Origin of the sequence: Planococcus massiliensis (assembly GCF_000821325.1) — a bacterium.
Lineage (GTDB): Bacteria > Bacillota > Bacilli > Bacillales_A > Planococcaceae > Planococcus > Planococcus ruber.
In genome coordinates, this window is record NZ_CCXS01000001.1 from 211350 (window position 1) to 229525 (window position 18176).

15 protein-coding genes and 1 pseudogene are annotated in these 18176 nt (G+C 49.0%); 15 read left to right on the forward strand and 1 reads right to left on the reverse strand.

Annotated features, from left to right (window positions below):
• The first annotated feature begins 3 nt into the window (after positions 1-3).
• From BN1080_RS01015 to BN1080_RS01045, 7 genes are all read left to right on the forward strand, one after another.
• Positions 4-891, forward strand: a complete 888-nt coding sequence (locus BN1080_RS01015) for an ABC transporter permease (RefSeq protein WP_052649719.1) — start codon at positions 4-6, stop codon at positions 889-891.
• Positions 892-910: 19 nt separating this feature from the next.
• Positions 911-2473 (forward strand): ABC transporter substrate-binding protein, encoded by a 1563-nt coding sequence (locus BN1080_RS01020; protein WP_199876566.1) that lies wholly within the window; start codon positions 911-913, stop codon positions 2471-2473.
• 8 nt (positions 2474-2481) lie between these two features.
• Positions 2482-3495 (forward strand): ABC transporter ATP-binding protein, encoded by a 1014-nt coding sequence (locus BN1080_RS01025; RefSeq protein WP_052649721.1) that lies wholly within the window; start codon positions 2482-2484, stop codon positions 3493-3495.
• Positions 3461-4465 carry an ABC transporter ATP-binding protein gene (locus BN1080_RS01030; protein WP_052649723.1) on the forward strand — a complete coding sequence of 335 codons (1005 nt, stop codon included), beginning with the start codon at positions 3461-3463 and terminating at the stop codon, positions 4463-4465. Before BN1080_RS01025 ends, BN1080_RS01030 begins: the two co-directional genes overlap by 35 nt.
• Before the next feature lie 60 nt (positions 4466-4525).
• Positions 4526-6130, forward strand: coding sequence for a gamma-glutamyltransferase family protein (locus tag BN1080_RS01035; protein WP_052649725.1), 1605 nt, complete (start codon positions 4526-4528; stop codon positions 6128-6130).
• 86 nt (positions 6131-6216) lie between these two features.
• On the forward strand, positions 6217-6723 hold the full coding sequence (locus BN1080_RS01040; RefSeq protein WP_052654296.1) for a chromate transporter: 507 nt from the start codon (positions 6217-6219) through the stop codon (positions 6721-6723).
• Entirely contained in the window at positions 6720-7253 is a 534-nt protein-coding gene (locus BN1080_RS01045; RefSeq protein ID WP_052649727.1) for a chromate transporter, read from the forward strand. Before BN1080_RS01040 ends, BN1080_RS01045 begins: the two co-directional genes overlap by 4 nt.
• Before the next feature lie 76 nt (positions 7254-7329).
• Here BN1080_RS01045 and BN1080_RS01050 read toward each other — a convergent pair whose 3' ends face one another.
• Positions 7330-8181 (reverse strand): MurR/RpiR family transcriptional regulator, encoded by an 852-nt coding sequence (locus tag BN1080_RS01050; protein ID WP_052649729.1) that lies wholly within the window; start codon positions 8179-8181, stop codon positions 7330-7332.
• Positions 8182-8307: 126 nt separating this feature from the next.
• Here BN1080_RS01050 and gnd point away from each other — a divergent pair, with 126 nt between their 5' ends.
• The 8 genes and pseudogenes from gnd to BN1080_RS01090 all read left to right on the forward strand — a co-directional run bounded on the left by gnd (position 8308) and on the right by BN1080_RS01090 (position 18097).
• Positions 8308-9192: a phosphogluconate dehydrogenase (NAD(+)-dependent, decarboxylating) gene (gene gnd / locus BN1080_RS01055; protein ID WP_052649731.1), complete on the forward strand. Its 885-nt coding sequence runs from the start codon at positions 8308-8310 to the stop codon at positions 9190-9192.
• A 36-nt stretch (positions 9193-9228) separates the two neighbouring features.
• Positions 9229-10569 carry a GntT/GntP/DsdX family permease gene (locus BN1080_RS01060; protein WP_052649733.1) on the forward strand — a complete coding sequence of 447 codons (1341 nt, stop codon included), beginning with the start codon at positions 9229-9231 and terminating at the stop codon, positions 10567-10569.
• Between the two features lie 66 nt (positions 10570-10635).
• Positions 10636-12183: a gluconokinase gene (gene gntK, locus BN1080_RS01065; protein ID WP_052649735.1), complete on the forward strand. Its 1548-nt coding sequence runs from the start codon at positions 10636-10638 to the stop codon at positions 12181-12183.
• Positions 12184-12596: 413 nt separating this feature from the next.
• Positions 12597-14131, forward strand: a pseudogene (locus BN1080_RS01070) (FAD-binding dehydrogenase).
• Positions 14132-14159: 28 nt separating this feature from the next.
• On the forward strand, positions 14160-14612 hold the full coding sequence (locus BN1080_RS01075) for a DUF4181 domain-containing protein (protein ID WP_199876567.1): 453 nt from the start codon (positions 14160-14162) through the stop codon (positions 14610-14612).
• A 56-nt stretch (positions 14613-14668) separates the two neighbouring features.
• Positions 14669-15076 (forward strand): GNAT family N-acetyltransferase, encoded by a 408-nt coding sequence (locus BN1080_RS01080; RefSeq protein WP_052649739.1) that lies wholly within the window; start codon positions 14669-14671, stop codon positions 15074-15076.
• Positions 15077-15251: 175 nt separating this feature from the next.
• Positions 15252-16178 carry a DMT family transporter gene (locus BN1080_RS01085; RefSeq protein WP_052649741.1) on the forward strand — a complete coding sequence of 309 codons (927 nt, stop codon included), beginning with the start codon at positions 15252-15254 and terminating at the stop codon, positions 16176-16178.
• A 38-nt stretch (positions 16179-16216) separates the two neighbouring features.
• On the forward strand, positions 16217-18097 hold the full coding sequence (locus BN1080_RS01090) for an EAL domain-containing protein (protein ID WP_052649742.1): 1881 nt from the start codon (positions 16217-16219) through the stop codon (positions 18095-18097).
• Positions 18098-18176: the final 79 nt, after the last annotated feature.

Here is an 18176-nt window from a genome sequence, read left to right on the forward strand (position 1 = left end):
GCTATGACAACGGTTGAAACAGTCAAACTGAAAGAAAAGAAACGTGAAAAATATATTGTGACTACCGCGAAGCGGCTGTTTAAAAACAAACTGGCCATTTTGGGTTTGATCATTGTTGTGCTGCAAATAGCGATGGCAGTGTTTGCGCCAATGATTACGTCGCATGACCCTATCAAGCAAAACTTAGCTGCCAGTGAATTGCCGATGTTCAGTCCCGAGCACTGGCTCGGCACCGACAATTATGGCCGGGACGTCTGGAGCCGGATCGTATTCGGCGCCCGCATTTCGTTAGTCGTCGGAAGTATAGCGGTTGCGCTGGGCCTGGTTGGCGGCATCGTTCTTGGGTTGCTGGCAGGCTATTACCGGAAATTAGATGCAATCATTATGCGATTTGTTGATCTGTTGTTTTCTTTTCCCGGAATCTTGCTTGCGATGTTGATCATTGCCGTTCTGGGCACGAGTCTTGTGAATGTGGCAATAGCCATCAGCATCTGGTCAATTCCAACGTGTGCACGGATTGTGCGCGGATCGGTTCTTTCTATTAAAGAGAAGGAATACATCATGGCAATGCGTTCGATGGGGGCCTCCGATTTGCGGATCATGGTTCGGCACATCTTGCCGAATGCGTCCGCTCCCATCATCGTATTTGCGACTATGCGGATGGCTACCGCGATTCTTTCCACCGCTTCACTCAGCTACTTAGGCCTTGGGGCTCAGCCGCCGACGCCTGAATGGGGGGCCATGATTTCCCAGGGGCAGGCATTCATGTGGTCATCGCCGCATTTAACGATTGTTCCCGGCATTGCCATCATGCTGACGGTGTTTGCATTTAACGTCCTCGGAGATGGCTTGCGGGATGCGCTTGATCCGAACATGGATTTACAAGAATAAAACATATGGGGGAATATTGATGAAGAAGTATTGGATCATTTTTTTAACGGTTCTTGGCATAATTTTATTGAGCGCATGTTCAGAAAGTACGATTCCTGAAGGCGCGGAAAACACGAATAGTGGTTCATCAGGTTCGACTGCACCGGCCGAAGGGCAAGAAGTCATTTACGGTTCGACGACAGACGCTGTCGGACTTTCGCCAACTTTGACAAACGATTCCGCTTCATCGAGCGTCATTTCACAAGTTTATGAAACATTGTTTGAACGCGATCCGGAAACACTGGAACTTGTGCCAAAACTCGCCGAATCTTTTGAGAATCCAGATGAATTGACTTGGACCATCAAATTAAAAGAAGGCATCACTTTCCAAGACGGAACGCCGTTCAATGCGGAAGCCGTTAAATACACATTCGATAAATTGCGTGACCCAGCGACTGCAGCACCGCGTGCTTCGCTGCTCGAGCCGGTAGAAGAGATTACCGCAGTAGATGAAACAACGGTCGAAATTAAAACCAAATACCCGTACGGTTCAATGGTAGCGGCATTGTCTCACTCAAATGCTTCTATTATTTCCCCAGCGGCTGATGAAAAACAAGACTTGATGAAAGAACCCGTAGGAACAGGGCCATTCAAATTTGTCAGCTGGTCAACCGGCGACCAAATTGTGCTTGAAAAGAACGAAGATTATTGGGGCGGGGCACCATCTTTGAGCAAAGTGACTTTCAAAGTCGTGCCGGAAGTTTCAACAGCTATTTCGATGCTGCAAACAGGAGAAATTAATTTCCTTGACGCGTTGCCAGGAGAACAATTGTCGCGCATTGAGGCGATTAAAAATGTAGAAGTGACGAAACAAGAAGGAACGCCGGTTTATTGGCTGTCTCCAAACCACAGCACGGAACGCGGGCAAAATCCGGAATTCCGTAAAGCGATTGCCGCTGCCGTAGATCGGGATGCCATCGTTGAACAGATGAACGGGTTGGCAGTAAGAAACGACAGCATTATCGGGCCAAAACTGTTTGGATACAGTGAAGCGGCAAGCTCAGGCGCAACGGCTTATGATCCTGAAGCTGCGAAAAAACTAGTGGAAGAAAACGGATTTGGCGATGAGCCGGTCAAATTGCTTGCCGCAAATCGCGGGACTTTCGTACAAATGGCTGAAATCGTCCAGTCCCAGTTAACAGAAGCTGGATTTAAAGTGGAAATTGAAACAATGGAATGGGCAACCTTCCTTGATACTGCACGTGCGGGCAATTACGACCTTACTTTCCTAAGCTGGTCGAACGTAACGGGCGACGGTTCCGAAATGCTTTACCCGAACTTCCATTCGGACAACGTCGGCGTTTCCAATATGTCGCAGTACAGCAACCCGGAATTTGATCAGTTGGTGGAGCAGTCCCGCACTACTGTAGACCAGGCCGAACGTGAGAAATACTTGAACCAGGCGAACGGAATCCTGTTGAAAGAAGACGTGGCGGTTGTCATGTACCACGGCGTAGTAACTTCTGCTACGGATCAATCGATCAAAGGATTGCAAATGGATCCAAACGGGCAATGGAGCTTGTATAACGTAACAAGAGAGTAGGGGAAAGTATGAGAGAGGCATTACTTGAAGTGAAAAATTTAGTGACGTCGTTTCGTACATCTGAGGGTTCATTGCAAGCGGTTAAAGATGTCTCTTTTCATGTCGATAAAGGAGAAACGCTTTGCATTGTCGGAGAATCCGGATGCGGAAAAAGCATTACGTCGCTATCCATCATGCGCCTGCTGGCATCTAATGGAGTCATTGAAAGCGGAGAGGTCCTGTTGGACAACGAACCTCTCCAAAAGCTTTCAGATGAACAGATGCGGAAGCTGCGGGGCAATAAAATATCGATGATTTTCCAGGAGCCGATGACGGCATTGAATCCGGTGCTGACAATCGGCTACCAGTTGAGAGAGCCTTTGCTTTTGCACCACAAAATCTCAAAAGCGGAAGCATCCAAACAAGGAATTGAATTGCTTCGCCAAGTGGGAATTCCCAATCCGGAAAAACGCTTGAACCAATATCCGCACGAATTGAGTGGGGGCATGCGCCAGCGGGTCATGATCGCGATGGCCCTGGCTTGCCATCCAAGCCTGCTGATTGCAGACGAGCCGACGACGGCGCTGGATGTCACCATTCAAGCGCAGATTCTTGACTTAATAAACGACTTAAAAGAAAAGCTCAATATGGGTGTGTTGATGATCACCCACGACATGGGCGTCGTGGCGGAAGTTGCCAACCGGGTAATGGTCATGTACGCGGGCAAGAAGATTGAAGAAGGGCCGGTAGAAGAAATCTTCAACAATCCGCAGCATCCATATACCGTCGGCTTGCTGAATTCAGTGCCGAATGTCGATGATCCCGATTTCGAACTGGAACCCATCCCAGGCAACATGCCGGGGCTGAATGAACAAATTTCAGGATGCCGCTTCCATCCGCGCTGCAAATTCGCTATGGATAAATGTAAGGTGGAGGCGCCGCCGGAATTTACCGTGTCCGATGGGCATTGCACGAATTGCTGGCTGGCTGAAAAGGAGGGCGAATTGCATGAACACCGTAACAAAGTGGCCGTCCGAGCGTGAAGTTTTGTTAGAATTAGAAGGCGTAAAAAAATATTTTCCCATTAGAGGCGGCGTATTGAAACGCGTTCAAGGAAATGTGAAGGCTGTTGAATCTGTCTCCTTAAAATTGTACAAAGGCGAAAGCCTTGGCGTAGTAGGCGAATCCGGCTGCGGAAAATCCACTCTTGGCCGCACCATTCTCGGCCTTGAGGAATTGACTGAAGGCAAAATCAGTTTCAATGAAGAGGAAATCCAGGACTTAAAAAGGAAAGAAAAAAAGAAATTCGTAAAAGAAATGCAAATGATTTTCCAAGATCCGTACGCTTCTTTGAACCCAAGGCAGCGCGTCGGCCATGCATTAGATGAAGTGTTTAAAATGCATACCAACATGCCGGCCCAGGAGAGAAAAGATGCCGTGGTCGATTTGCTGAGAGAAGTCGGCCTAAAAGCGGAGCATTATGACCGCTATCCCCATGAGTTCAGCGGCGGACAGCGGCAGCGGATCGGCATCGCACGGGCCATCGCTTTAAACCCGCAATTCATCATTTGCGATGAGGCGGTTTCGGCTTTGGATGTATCGGTTCAGGCGCAGGTGCTGAAATTGTTGAAGAATTTGCAGGAAAAGTACAACTTGTCTTATTTATTCATTTCTCACGATTTAGGAGTTGTACGGTATTTCTGTGATCGCGTGCTGGTCATGTATTTAGGCAACACGGTGGAAATGGCCGATGTGTCGAAAATTTTCAGCCATCCGCTTCACCCTTATACTCGAGCGCTTCTGTCTGCAATTCCAAGGCCGAAGATGAACACGAAAAGAGAACGCATCCGCTTAGTAGGCGATATGCCGAATCCGGCAAATCCTCCAAGCGGCTGTGTATTCCATACACGCTGCCCGATGGCGCAAGATATTTGCAAGGTAGAGAAACCCGCTTTTATCGAACAAGAAAAAGACCATTTCGCGGCATGCCATTTTGCTGGCGAAGAACTGTGAGCCGGGTGCGGGGAATGTTTCCCTGCAGCTGGCTTTTATTCTGATACTGGAGGTATTTCAATGGATTATTTATTGCACCCGTTCGGCTCAAAACGGAACACGGTATTTGCGAAAAAGGGAATGGTGGCGACGTCCCAGCCGCTTGCTGCGCAAGCAGGAATTGAAATCATGCACAATGGCGGAAACGCGATCGATGCAGCGATTGCCGCTGCCGCTGCGTTAACAGTCGTAGAACCGACCTCGAATGGAATTGGCGGAGATGCCTTTGCGCTCGTTTGGGTAAAAGACAAACTGCACGGATTAAACAGTTCAGGGCCATCACCCAAAAACATTTCACCCGAAGCGGTCAAAGCGCTCGGTTTTACCAAAATGCCAGTGCACGGCGTAGTGCCGATCACGGTTCCCGGCGCTCCGGCAGCCTGGGCAGAGTTATCCCGCAAGTTTGGAAAACTCCCATTATCCGAGGTATTAAAACCGGCCATCCGCTATGCGGAAGAAGGATATCCATTAACGCCGATTTTAGGTAAATATTGGAAATTATCGTACGATAAATTTAAAGCTTCTTTTACCACCGAAGAATACCAGGCATGGTTTGATACGTTCGCGCCGAACGGAAAAGCTCCCGAAATCGGGGAAGTATGGACTTCGCCCGGGCATGCAGCTACGTTGAGGGAAATCGGCGAAACCGATGCCCGCTCATTTTATGAAGGGCCGCTTGCAAAAAAGATAACCGATTACGTCCAGCAGCATAAAGGCTTTTTAGCGGCGGAAGATCTGGCGGCATTCAAACCGGAATGGGTAGATCCGGTATCGGTTAATTACCGCGGGTATGATGTGTGGGAGATCCCGCCGAATGGGCAGGGGATGGTTGCCTTGATGGCCCTCAATATTTTCAAAAAACTGGGGGAGCCGAAATGGCAAGATGCAAAGACGTACCACAAACAAATTGAAGCGATGAAGCTGGCCTTTACAGACGGCAAGGAATTTATCACCGAACCGGAAGAAATGCCTGTAAGTGTGGAGCATTTGCTGTCGGAGGAATATGCCGCAAAACGGGCTGAAACCATTGGAGAAAATGCTTCTTTGCCGTTTCCTTATGAATTGCCTAAAGGCGGCACGGTCTATTTATCGGCCGCGGATGAAGAAGGCAATATGATTTCCTATATCCAAAGCAATTACATGGGCTTCGGCTCTGGAATTGTTGTTCCGGACACCGGCATCAGCCTTCAAAATCGAGGCGCTGATTTCTCTCTTGAAGAAGAGCATCCGAATGTCTTAAAAGGCGGCAAACGGACTTACCATACCATCATTCCAGGATTTTTGACGAAAAACGGAAAAGCTGTCGGCCCGTTCGGGGTGATGGGAGGCTATATGCAGCCGCAAGGGCATTTTCAAGTCGTCACGAACACCATTGATTATTTACTGAATCCGCAAGCGGCTCTTGATGTGCCAAGGTGGCAGTGGATCGAAGGGAAAACGGTCTTGGTTGAACCGGAATTCCCGAATTACTTAGCTCAGGCCTTAACGCGAAAAGGCCATCAAATCCAAGCTTCCACTGATGGCGGGGCGTTCGGCCGAGGACAGATTATTTGGCGCAATCCGGAAACAGGCGTTTTATCAGGCGGCACAGAAGCGCGGACAGACGGAGCTATAGCTGTTTGGTAAGCGAAGATAAAACACAAGGGCAAAAAAGCAGCGTTTCCGGCCTGCAAACAAATGCCGACATTTTTGCCGCCTTTTTCCGTGTCGGCATGTTGGGGTTCGGAGGCGGCCCGTCTGCGATTCCGCTTTTTCACCGGGAAGCGGTGAAAAAGTACAAGTGGATGACCGAAGATGAATTCGGGGATACCCTTGCGTTGGCGAACACCATGCCTGGACCGATTGCGACGAAAATGGCCGGCTATATCGGCTACCGGGTGAACGGCCTCATGGGCTGTTTAGTGGCATTAGTTTCTTCGGTCGTTCCGACAGTGCTGCTGATGGTTTTATTGCTGGGCATGCTGCAGCAATTTAAAGACGTCGAATGGGTGAATGGCATGTCCGCTGCTGTGGTTCCGGTTGTCGGCGTGATGTTGGCCGTCATGACCTGGGATTTCTTTAAAAAGTCCGGAGAATCTCTTGGCTGGCAGCGGGCAGTCGGGTTAACAGTCGTGTTTGCCGTATTGATGGAAGTGCTGAACATTCATCCGGCGTTTTTGATTGTTGGCATTTTAGTGATTGTGTTAATGCCCCGAAAAAGGAAGGGGGGAGCAAAGTGATCTACTGGTCCATTTTTCTGGCGTTTTTTATTCCTGGAATTTTAGGCTACGGTGGAGGGCCGGCGTCCATTCCGCTGGTTGAAAAAGAAGTGGTGGATCGGTACGGATGGATGAGCACGCAGGAATTTGGCGAAGTATTGGCTTTTGGAAATGCGCTTCCGGGCCCGATTGCGACGAAAATGGCCGGCTATATCGGGTATATGGAAGGCGGCGTCTTGGGGTCTATTGTCGGTCTGTTCGCTTCTGTGGCGCCTTCGCTGTTTTTGATGCTCCTCCTAATGGCAACCTTAATGAAGTACAAGGATTCGCCGCAAGTAAAAAACATCACCAAGTTAATCCGTCCGCTTATTGCCGTATTGCTTGGCGCGATGACGCTCCAATTTTTTATGACTTCAACGGAATCCTTTGGCGGAATTCAAACGGTCGTGCTGATCGTCGTCAGCTACTGGATGCTTGAAATCAGAAAAATTCATCCGGCATTCGTCATTGTGCTGGCCCTGGCGTATGGCGGGGCTACCAGTTTAATTTAATCGAATAAAATCATTTATTTTCTTTCTAAGAAAAAGATCCGGCAGCCTGTCGATAGGCTGCCGGATCTTTTTTAGTTTACAGGCGTTTTTGGGACATGGCTTCACGCATGCTTTGGAGGGCTTTTTTGCCTTCTTCTCCGCGGGCGATCATCAAGTTCGTATAAAGGGCATCGATCAGGCTGAGCTGGGCAATGCGGGAAGAAAGCGCTTCGGAACGGAAATCCGTTTCTTCGGACGAGGTGTATAAGGCGATATCCGCGTCTTTAGACAGCGGAGACTTGCCAAAATTGGTGACGCAAACGATGGTGACGCCTTTTTCTTTCAGGATGCGCAGTACATCTAAAACATCGTTGGTGGAGCCGGAATGGGAAATGACAATGGCCACGTCTCCTTGCTGAAGCTGTGAAGCGGCCATCAGCTGCATATGGGCATCGAGATTGATCGATACCTGCAGGCCGAGCCGGATAAATTTATGGCAGCCGTCCATGGCGATGACAGCCGAGCCTCCGTTTCCAAAAAACTCGATTCGGCGCGCGTCCATGACTGCATCGACCGCTTGTTCCATTGCCTCTGCGTCCGCAATCTGGAGCGTATCCTCCAATGTCTTGATATTGGAGCGGAAAACTTTTTCCGTAACGCGCTCGACGCTGTCGCCTTCTTCGATTTTTTCATGGATGTCTTTCAGCGGCGCTACTACTTCAGCGGCTAATGAAATTTTGAATGCCTGAAAACCTTTAAAGCCGATTCGCTGGCAGAAACGGAAGATGGTGGACTCCGCTAAGCCGAGTTCATCGGAAATTTGGTTGATGGTCAAATGGATAATATTTTTCGGATCGTTCAAGACATAGTCGGCGATCTTTTTTTCTTTTTCGCTGAAGTGGCGGTAACTGCCTCGAATGGCAGCCAGCGCAAAGGGCTGTTCTTTCATCAATTCGCGCCTCATTTCTTTGGGGAGTTTCCTTTAATTATAGAATAACATGTTGTGTATGGAAAAATATTTGATATAATATTTTTAATGCGGAAAAATATTCTTTCATATACAGGAGGTTTTATTATGCAAATCGGTGTAATCGGTTTAGGCAAAATGGGCTTGAATTTGGCTCTTAACTTGGTGGACCACGGACATAAAGTGATTGGCTATGACAGCCATGCGGTAATTGAAGAAAACGGTTTCAAAAAAACGGCTTCGATTGCAGAGCTTGTCGAGAAATTGGAAACGCCTCGCACAGTGTGGCTAATGGTGCCGGCAGGTGAAATCACGGAGTCGGTCATTTCCGAATTGACGCCGCTATTAGCCAAAGGCGATTCGATCATTGACGGCGGAAATTCCAATTATAAAGACACGGTGCGCCGTGCTGAGCAATTGAAAGCACAAGGGCTTTATTTCTTTGACTGCGGAACAAGCGGCGGCACAGAAGGGGCGCGCAAAGGAATTTGTTCGATGATCGGCGGAGATGCTGAGAAGTTCAAGGAAATCGAACCGCTCTTCCAGGACATTTCGGTCGAAGACGGCTATTTGTATACAGGGGAAGCCGGCAGCGGCCATTTCTTGAAAATGGTGCATAACGGCATTGAGTACGGCATGATGCAGTCCATCGCAGAAGGCTTTGAAATCCTCAATAAAAGCGATTTCGATTTCGACTACGAAAAAGTGGCAGGTGTTTGGAACAACGGTTCCATCATCCGTTCGTATTTGATGGGCTTAACGCAAAATGCCTTTTCAAAAGACGAAAAACTGGATGGCATCCGCGGCGTCATGAATTCATCAGGCGAAGGCAAGTGGACAGTGGAAACGGCATTGGATTTGAATGTTCCGGCCCCGGTCATTACGTTGTCGCTGATGATGCGCTACCGCTCGTTGGAAGACGATACGTTCACAGGCAAAGTCGTAGCAGCGCTGCGCAATGAATTCGGCGGCCATGCAGTAGAAAAAAAATAAGGCACACAGCGGTTTAGAGAAAGAGGAGGGACGAAAATGTCAGGTTCAACATTAATTTTGGTAGCAGTAGCAGGTATTTTTCTTTTATTGTTTTTAGTCATGCGCACGAAATTGCATGCGTTTGTCGCTTTATTGCTTGTCAGCTTATTGGTCGGCATCGCAGCGGGCATGCCGCTCGGTGAAGTCGTCGAATCGGTTCAAAGCGGAATGGGCGGAACACTCGGATTCGTCGCAGTCGTCGTTGGGCTTGGTGCGATGTTCGGGAAAATGCTCGAAGTCTCGGGCGGTGCTGAGCGTTTAGCTGGTACTTTGATCAGTAAATTCGGAGAGGAAAAAGCGCCATGGGCTCTTGGACTTACCGGATTTATCGTCGCGATTCCGGTTTTCTTCGATGTCGGTTTTATCATTTTGGTGCCGATCGTTTATGGCTTGGCGAGAAAAACAGGAAAGTCGCTACTCCATTACGGCATTCCGCTGTTAGCGGGTCTTGCCGTTACACATAGTTTTATCCCGCCAACTCCAGGACCGATCGCGGTAGCGCAATTGGTCAATGCGGACATGGGCTGGGTCATTTTATTCGGTGCGATTGCGGGGGTTCCTGCAATGATTTTAGCCGGACCCCTATTCGGCCGGTACATAGGAAAGAAAATTCATGTGGCCATTCCGGAATATATGGAATTGGAACAGAAAGAGTACGATAAGGAATTGCCAAGTTTCGGCTTGATCACGTTCCTGATTCTCATTCCGCTTATTTTAATTTTGATGAATACGGTTTCAGGGGTTATGTTGGAAGAGGGAAATACAGTACGGGATATTTTAACCTTCCTTGGCCACCCGTTTGTGGCTTTGACAATCGCTACTTTGTTAACTTTCTACATTCTTGGAACGAAACGCGGCTATACACGCCAGGAAGTCCAAGACATTGCAACGAAATCGCTGGAGCCAGCCGGAATCATCATTCTGGTCACTGGAGCCGGCGGTGTGTTCAAACAAGTTTTAATCGATTCAGGCGTTGGAGAAGTGCTTGGAGATATGATGGCGGGTTCGCCGCTTCCGCCAATCGTTTTGGCATTCTTGATCGCTGCCGCTGTACGTGTGGCACAAGGGTCGGCAACCGTTGCGATGGTAACTGCAGCCGGCTTGATCACGCCGCTTTTGGAAATGGTGAATATGACCGGTCCGGCACTGGGCCTTGTCGTTATTGCCATCGCTTCTGGTGCGACCGTCCTGTCACACGTCAACGACTCCGGATTCTGGCTGGTGAACCGGTATTTCGGGCTTGATGTGAAAGATACACTGAAATCATGGACGGTCATGGAAACAATTATCGGGCTAACCGGATTCGTCGTGGTGCTCGTCATCAGTTTCTTCATTTAAACAATTTTGAAAAAGAAAAAGGGAGAGTGCCTTTTTCTTTTTCTTGTATTCAAAAGGAGGGCCATTATGCCTGAACAAGCATATTACTTAGGAGTCGATATTGGCACGACATCAACAAAATCGGTTTTATTCAATAAAAAAGGAAGCGTTATCGCCAGCGATACGATTCTTTATCCGCTGGATACACCGAGCCCGATCGTCGCGGAGCAGGATCCGGAAGAAATTTTCCGCGCAGTGCTGGGAACCGTACGGGAAACAATCCGAAAAAGCGGAATCGGTCCGGATCAATTGAAATTGGTATCATTCAGTTCGGCGATGCACAGCCTGATTGCGGTAGACAGCGAAGGAAACTTGCTGACGAAAAGCATCACGTGGGCGGATACGAGAAGCTCAAGGCATGCGAAAAAAATCAAGGAACAGCATGATGGACATGCCATTTATTTGCGCACCGGAACGCCGATCCACGCGATGTCGCCGCTTGCGAAATTGGTTTGGCTGAAAGACGAAAAACCGGAAGTTTGTGAAAAAGCCGCTAAATTTATCGGTATTAAAGAATATGTCTTCTATAAGCTGTTCGGTGAATATGCAGTGGACCATTCCATCGCTTCTGCGACCGGCTTGTTTAATTTGGAGCAATTGGATTGGGACCAGGGAGCACTCGAACTGGCCGGCATTTCACCAGACAAATTGTCGCGGCCTGTGCCGACGACCCATCAAATGAAAGGCGTGGCTCCGGAATACGCCGCATTCATGGGAATTCCTGAACAGCTGCCGTTTGTCGTGGGGGCGAGCGACGGCGTCTTGGCGAATCTAGGCGTGAACGCCATCGAACCGGGCGTCATCGCCGTCACCATCGGCACAAGCGGCGCTATCCGCACCGTTTCACCTGTTCCGAAAACGGATCCAAAAGGGCGGACATTCTGCTATGCGTTGACGGAAGACCATTGGATCGTCGGCGGGCCGGTCAATAACGGCGGCATCGTTTTGCGCTGGCTGCGGGACGAGTTCGCTTCCTCCGAAGTGGAAACGGCGAAACGCCTTGGCATCGACCCTTATGACGTATTGACCAAAATTGCTTCTACAGTCAACCCGGGATCGGACGGACTCCTGTTCCATCCGTATATGACCGGGGAACGGGCGCCGCTATGGGATGCCAATGCCCGGGGCTCATTCTTCGGACTCAGCATCCACCATCAGAAACAGCACATGATCCGCTCCGTTCTGGAAGGCATCGTCTACAATTTATACACCGTCCTTCTGGCAGTGGAGGAATTAACCGGCGAACCGAAACGGATTCAAGCGTCCGGCGGCTTTGCGCGTTCGGAAATGTGGCGCCAGCTGATGGCGGATGTGTTCGATAAGCCGGTCATCGTACCGGAAAGCTTCGAAAGTTCCTGCCTTGGCGCCGTCGTGCTTGGCATGTATGCGCTTGGTGAAATCCATGACTTTTCCATCGTTTCGGAAATGATCGGCGAAACCCATACCCATCATCCGGAAGCTGCGACGAGTGAAATCTACCGGGAATTGCTGCCGATCTACATCCGTTTATCGCGTTTATTGACGGAGGAATACGAAAGCATCTCTGAATTCCAGCGAAAGCATTTGGAAGGATAGGAGAAAGCCGAAACCGGATAAGGGTTTCGGCTTTTTTTATTGCTCCGGAAATTGTGTGTGGAAATATTTTCTTTTATTTTATTTGAAAGCTGCGTTTTCTCCATGGCCGTGCATTTACGCGCGTTCAAATGAAAATGCGCTCGTTCACTGAAATTTGCGTGCGTTCAAACAGAAATGCGCGCGTTCAAAGTGATTTGCGCGCGTTCGCCGCAATTTCGACCGCTTTTCTTTAAAATTTTTTTAAACGACAAGAAAATATTCCAATATCAACCAAATCTAAAGCAAAATAAATTCTCTATACTTGCTGATTCTATACCCAATCCGACAAGTTGACAGAAAATACCTATAATTTACCAATCGTTTCTGCTACGATGAGAGAAGAAAGAATAGCGGACTGCAAAGGGGATGGCGGCGTGGAATACGAAGCGATTGTAGTGGGAGCCGGTTTAGCGGGGCTAGTAGCGGCAGCGGAAATTGCCGATGCGGGAAAAACGGTTTTATTATTGGACCAAGAACCTGAAGCTTCAATCGGCGGGCAGGCATGGTGGTCATTTGGCGGATTGTTTCTGGTGGATTCACCTGAACAGAAACGGATGGGCATCAAGGATTCAAAAGAACTGGCTTGGCAGGACTGGCTTGGGGCAGCCGGTTTTGACCGGGAACAAGACGAAGATTATTGGGGGAAAAAATGGGCGGAAGCCTACGTGGATTTTGCAGCGGGCGAAAAGCGGGCATGGCTGGCAAGTATGGGCATCAGGTTTTTTCCTGTCGTCGGCTGGGCAGAACGCGGCGGCTATTTGGCGGAAGGGCATGGCAATTCCGTGTCGCGTTTCCATATTGTCTGGGGAACCGGCCCGGGAATTGTAGCACCTTTTGAACGCCGTGTTCGCGCGCATATGAAAGCTGATTGATCGGCTATAAGCCGCGCCATCAAGTAGACGGATTGGTCAAAGACGGCCATAACGTTACAGGAGTGTTTGGTTCGGTACTTGAACCAAGCGAGGCAGTAAGAGGAGAAGCGAGCTCCAGAAAATATGCTGTCGGGTGTTCCGGCACACGTGGACGGGCGCATGCTCGCCATCACCGAAAAAGCAGGCGGCCGGCTCGTGAACCGCGACCGGATGTGGCATTATACGGAAGGCATCAAAAACTGGAATCCGGTCTGGCACAAACACGGCATCCGGATTTTGCCGGGGCCGTCATCCATGTGGTTTGATGCCACCGGCAACCGTTTTCCGGCACCCAACTTTCCTGGATTCGATACTTTAGGCACACTTGAAACCATTCAAAAGAGCGGCTTCGATTATTCATGGTTTATTTTAACGCAGGCGATGATTGAGAAGGAATTCGCCCTGTCCGGTTCGGAGCAGAATCTTGATTTGACTGGCAAAAGCATTCCGCAAGTGCTGTCGCGCGTGCGAAAAGGAGCGACGGCACCAGTTCAGGCCTTCATGGATAAGGGGAAGATTTTATCGTCGCGGATACATTACAAGAGCTGGTCGCTGGCATGAACCGGCTGACCGGCGAAAATTTAGTGGATTATAAAGAAGTTGAGCGCCAAATCATGGCCAGAGACCGGCAGATGGATAACACGTTTACGAAAGACCTTCAGATCACAGCATTGCGGGGCGCGAGAAATTACCGGGGCGACCGGCTGATTCGGGTAGCGGCGCCGCATAAAATACTCGATCCCAAGAAAGGTCCGCTCATTGCGGTTCGCTTGAATATCGTCAGCCGCAAAACGCTCGGCGGTTTGCAGACGGACTTGTCCGCCCGCGTTCTTGATGAAACCGGCCAGCCGATTCCGGGACTTTATGCTGCGGGAGAAGTATGCGGTTTTGGCGGCGGCGGTGTCCATGGCTACCGCTCGCTTGAAGGGACGTTCCTTGGCGGCTGCCTGTTTTCAGGAAGAGTGGCAGGCCGTGCGATAGCGCATCGACCAAAATAAACACAAAAGCAGAAAGGAGAAGATGGGCTTGAACACTTATCCGAGCGGATTGCCGCCTGAACATACTTCGGAATTCTGGTGGAGCATGGCGTTTTTCTTAATAGGAAGCGCAGTGGTGATTTTCCTTTTGAATATGCTGTTGCGAAAAATGTTAGGCGTCGAGCGAAGAAAAAGGTTTTCTAATAATTATGTAAATGAAAAGCATCAAAGAATCGATTGGACCATTCGGATGGCGGCGGTCTTTGCGATTGTCGTCGCTGCCATTTTTGCCTTCTACTCAATTCAAATTTACATGTTTTTCATCTTTATCATATTTGGTGCGATCCAGGAAACCGTCCGGGCTGTCATGGAGAAAAAGCATGCGAAAAATCCGAATGATTACCTTTTCACTTTGATCCAGTTCCCGCTGGCGATCCTCGTGATTATTACGATGGCTTATGCAGCATTTCCGGATGTTGTAGGGGAATTGCTGAGTGCTTAATATATTATTGTTCCTGCAAGAAATATTATCCAGTTTAGAATAGAGGAATCCCAACCATGACAATCAAAACATCCAATTATTCAATACGCCTTTACGAAGAAAAAGATTTCCCGGCCATCCACCAATTAAACGAAAAAGAAGGGTGGACAAACCTGGCAGCTAAACAAGGCGAAACAAGATCCGCCTGGCGCCACTCTCAAATCGCTTTTGTCGCCGAGCGGGACGGAAGCGTGATTGGCTGCCTCAGAGGGCTGACGGACGGATGTATCAGTCTGTATATATGCGAGCTGCTCGTCGCTGAAAAAGAACGCGGCAGCGGCATCGGCCAAGCGCTTCTGGCACATGTGCATGCGCTTTATCCGAAAACGCGGATGGAGCTGCTTGCAAGTGCAAATTCAAAGGCCTTCTATGAAAAACAGCAATTCCGACCATTCTACGGTTTCCGGAAAACATGGAAAGAATAGCCGTTCCGGCTTCAGCGGAACGGCTTTTTTGATACTTTTCTATTAAAACGACCAAAAATGCGTTTATAGGAATCGGGATAAAGGGAAATCTAAGACATTACATGGTGAAAAGACCCTTTTTGAAAGCGTAAGGTTAAGAAAAAGGGAACGGCAGCCGATAAAAAGAGGGATGCACATGAATCGGTTTAAAATTTATTTATTATTGATCGCCATTATGTTCGTCTGGGGCGTCAATCTTCCGGCGGTAAAATATTTAACGGCGCAAATGGGGCCGGTGACCATGACGTCCCTCCGTATTTTTTTAGCGGCGCTTATGGTCTTTGGGGTCCTTTTTTCCTTTGGCCTGGTCCGAAAGCTTACGGCAAGGGAATGGCGGTACGTAGGGATTGGGTCGCTGCTCAATGTCGTCATCCACCATTACTTTATTTCGGTGGGGCTGTCGCTGACTTCCGGTACAAATGCAGGATTGATCCTCGGAGCCAGCCCCATTTTAACCGCTATTTTCAGTTTGTCGCTTCTTCGCTTGCGCCCGTCCAAACTGCAATGGATCGGCCTGGTGCTCGGGTTTATTGGCGTGTCAGCGACGGTCTTATCCGGAAACAGCGAAACGAGCCGGATTTCTCTCGGGGATATATACGTTGTCCTCGCCGTTCTTGGCCAGGTATTGAGTTTTTTAGTCATCAGCAAAGCTTCTAAAACCTTGGATCCAAGGCTGCAGACCGGTTATATGTTTTTGATGGGTTCGGTCGGCCTGTTTATCATCAGTTTGATCCAAGAGCCGGGAGAATGGCGGATGTTTGCTGAAATGAATGCGGCGTTTTGGCTGTTGATGATTGCCTCCGGGGTAATCGCGACAGCACTTGGGCATATGCTGTACAATTATTCATTGGGCCAAGTGGGACCGCCCAAAGCTGCGGTCTTCATAAATTTAAATACATTGTTCGCTTTGCTCGGTTCAGCCGTTTTCCTTGGGGAAACGATTACGGGACTGCATGTGGTCGGATTTATCGTCATCATGTTCGGCGTGCTTTTTGGCTCAGGAGCAGCAGAAGAACTTTGGCGAATGAAAGCCCGGAAGGCGAACCGAAAAAAAGCGTTATAATGGAGCAGCAAAAGTTTGTTTGAATGGAGTTTGAATAGATGAACGTTCATCGCGTCAATGGAAGTTACATAAGTGAAGCGGACCGCTTGAAGGCCCGTTTCTACAGTTTGATCGGGTATGTCATCGGTTGGGGGAATATTATAGGGGGCCTGGCGTTTGGGTGGTTTGTGGTCGCCAATGAACAAGGCGCAACGCTCAGCGAATATCCGGTGCCTCTCGCCATGCTTATTTTAGGCGGCTTTTCGCTATGGCTCGGGAAGACGACCATTCAGGGAATGGTTAAAGAGCATCTATATGCGATCAATTACGTCTCGATCCCGCTCATCCTGTTTTATTTTATCGATGAAGTGGCGGTTTCCATTTGGGCAGTCGTCTTTTTGTATTTGATGGTGGCATTGATCCTGCAAAGCTTTTTGCTGGTTTCCTATGTGCTGGCGGTTTCACTTGCCGTATTGGTGAGCTTGGCCGTCCTCATGCCGAAAGAGCAGATCGTCGCCATTGGCACAGACCATCATATTTTCCGCCTGTCATTAATGATTTTGGCTGCCGGGTTCGCTTACTGGGGACTGAAATCGATGAACAAGCGGGAGAAGATGCTGGTTCATTATATGGACCAGGCGGAAGAGATGGCGTATCAGGATCCTTTGCTGAAAATCCCGAACCGGATGGATTTTAACCTATACATAGATTACATGCTAAAAGAAAAGCAGTTCATCATCGGCAAAGTTGAAATCAACCATTTCCAATCGGTTTATGATGTGCTTGGGCATCAACAGAGTGATGAGCTTTTGAAATTGGTGAAGCAGCGTTTGGAAGGGAAATTGACGGGTGATTCATACTTGGCAAAAGCGGAAGGCAGCAGATTTTTGATTGCCGTAGAAAATAGTTTGGGACAGAGAGAAGTCGCGTCCTATTTTGTAGACATCCTGCAGGTTCTGTCCGCCCCTTACGAACTGAAAAACCACCGTTACATGCTGACCTTCAGCATCGGGACGAGCTGTTCCAAAACAGACGGCCAGACCAGCGATGAATTGATGCGGCATGCGCAATTCGCGCTCGACGTAGCACAGGATTCGGGCATCAACCGCTGGGTATATTGTTCAGAAGAAATCAAACGCGACAGCATGAACCAAGTCACCATTTCCGAAGCTTTATACCAAGCGGATTTAGAAAAGGAATTCTGTGTCGTTTATCAGCCCCAAGTTCAATTGGAGACAAACCGGATGGTGGGCGTCGAAGCGCTCGTGCGCTGGCAGCATCCGGAGCTGGGCATCATCTCTCCTGGAATCTTTATCGAAATCGCTGAGAAGAACGGCTTTATCGTGCCGCTCGGCAATTGGATTTTAGAACGTGCCTGCCGGCAAGTGCAAGAGCTGACGGAGCTTTCGGAAGAGCCGTTGAATTTGGCGGTGAACGTATCCTTCATTCAAATCCAGCAAGAGCAGTTCGTCGAAGAAACTTTGGCCATCCTGCAAAAGACCGGATTCCCGCCGGAACGCCTGGAAATTGAATTGACGGAGCGGTCGCTGTTTGAAAACCGGATGGAAGACTTGCAAAAAATTGAAGAACTAAGGTCCCACGGCATTCGAATTGCCATCGACGACTTTGGAACGGGCTACTCTTCTTTCGGCATCCTGGCAAAAGTCAAAGTGGATAAAATCAAAGTGCCGCGCGAGTTCATCGATCGCGTCGACAGCAACCAAAACAGCCAGCGCATTGTGGAAACGATCACTTCTATGGCTGAGCGTTTTGAACTGACTTGTCTCGCCGAAGGCATTGAACGGGAAGAAGAAAGCACCTTCCTCCGCCAGCTGATCTGCCAGGAAGTCCAAGGCTATTACTACGCGAAGCCGGTCGAAATCCATAAAATCAAACAATGGAATAAATCCGCAGGCGAACTTTCGAGTGGGCTGCAGTAAAAAGAATCTTTCAAGCCGGTCCATAAAAGGGCCGGCTTTTATTTATTTGAAATGGAAGGTTCAGGCCGCCATGGAATTT

What these genes read in the sequence shown, in the direction of transcription:
- BN1080_RS01015 (WP_052649719.1), top strand. Translation starts at nt 4, where the DNA reads ATGACAACGGTTGAAACAGTCAAACTGAAAGAAAAGAAACGTGAAAAA.
- BN1080_RS01020 (WP_199876566.1), top strand. Translation starts at nt 911, where the DNA reads ATGAAGAAGTATTGGATCATTTTTTTAACGGTTCTTGGCATAATTTTA.
- BN1080_RS01025 (WP_052649721.1), top strand. Translation starts at nt 2,482, where the DNA reads ATGAGAGAGGCATTACTTGAAGTGAAAAATTTAGTGACGTCGTTTCGT.
- BN1080_RS01030 (WP_052649723.1), top strand. Translation starts at nt 3,461, where the DNA reads ATGAACACCGTAACAAAGTGGCCGTCCGAGCGTGAAGTTTTGTTAGAA.
- BN1080_RS01035 (WP_052649725.1), top strand. Translation starts at nt 4,526, where the DNA reads ATGGATTATTTATTGCACCCGTTCGGCTCAAAACGGAACACGGTATTT.
- BN1080_RS01040 (WP_052654296.1), top strand. Translation starts at nt 6,217, where the DNA reads ATGTTGGGGTTCGGAGGCGGCCCGTCTGCGATTCCGCTTTTTCACCGG.
- BN1080_RS01050 (WP_052649729.1), bottom strand. Translation starts at nt 8,181, where the DNA reads ATGAAAGAACAGCCCTTTGCGCTGGCTGCCATTCGAGGCAGTTACCGC.
- gnd (WP_052649731.1), top strand. Translation starts at nt 8,308, where the DNA reads ATGCAAATCGGTGTAATCGGTTTAGGCAAAATGGGCTTGAATTTGGCT.
- BN1080_RS01060 (WP_052649733.1), top strand. Translation starts at nt 9,229, where the DNA reads ATGTCAGGTTCAACATTAATTTTGGTAGCAGTAGCAGGTATTTTTCTT.
- gntK (WP_052649735.1), top strand. Translation starts at nt 10,636, where the DNA reads ATGCCTGAACAAGCATATTACTTAGGAGTCGATATTGGCACGACATCA.
- BN1080_RS01080 (WP_052649739.1), top strand. Translation starts at nt 14,669, where the DNA reads ATGACAATCAAAACATCCAATTATTCAATACGCCTTTACGAAGAAAAA.
- BN1080_RS01085 (WP_052649741.1), top strand. Translation starts at nt 15,252, where the DNA reads ATGAATCGGTTTAAAATTTATTTATTATTGATCGCCATTATGTTCGTC.
- BN1080_RS01090 (WP_052649742.1), top strand. Translation starts at nt 16,217, where the DNA reads ATGAACGTTCATCGCGTCAATGGAAGTTACATAAGTGAAGCGGACCGC.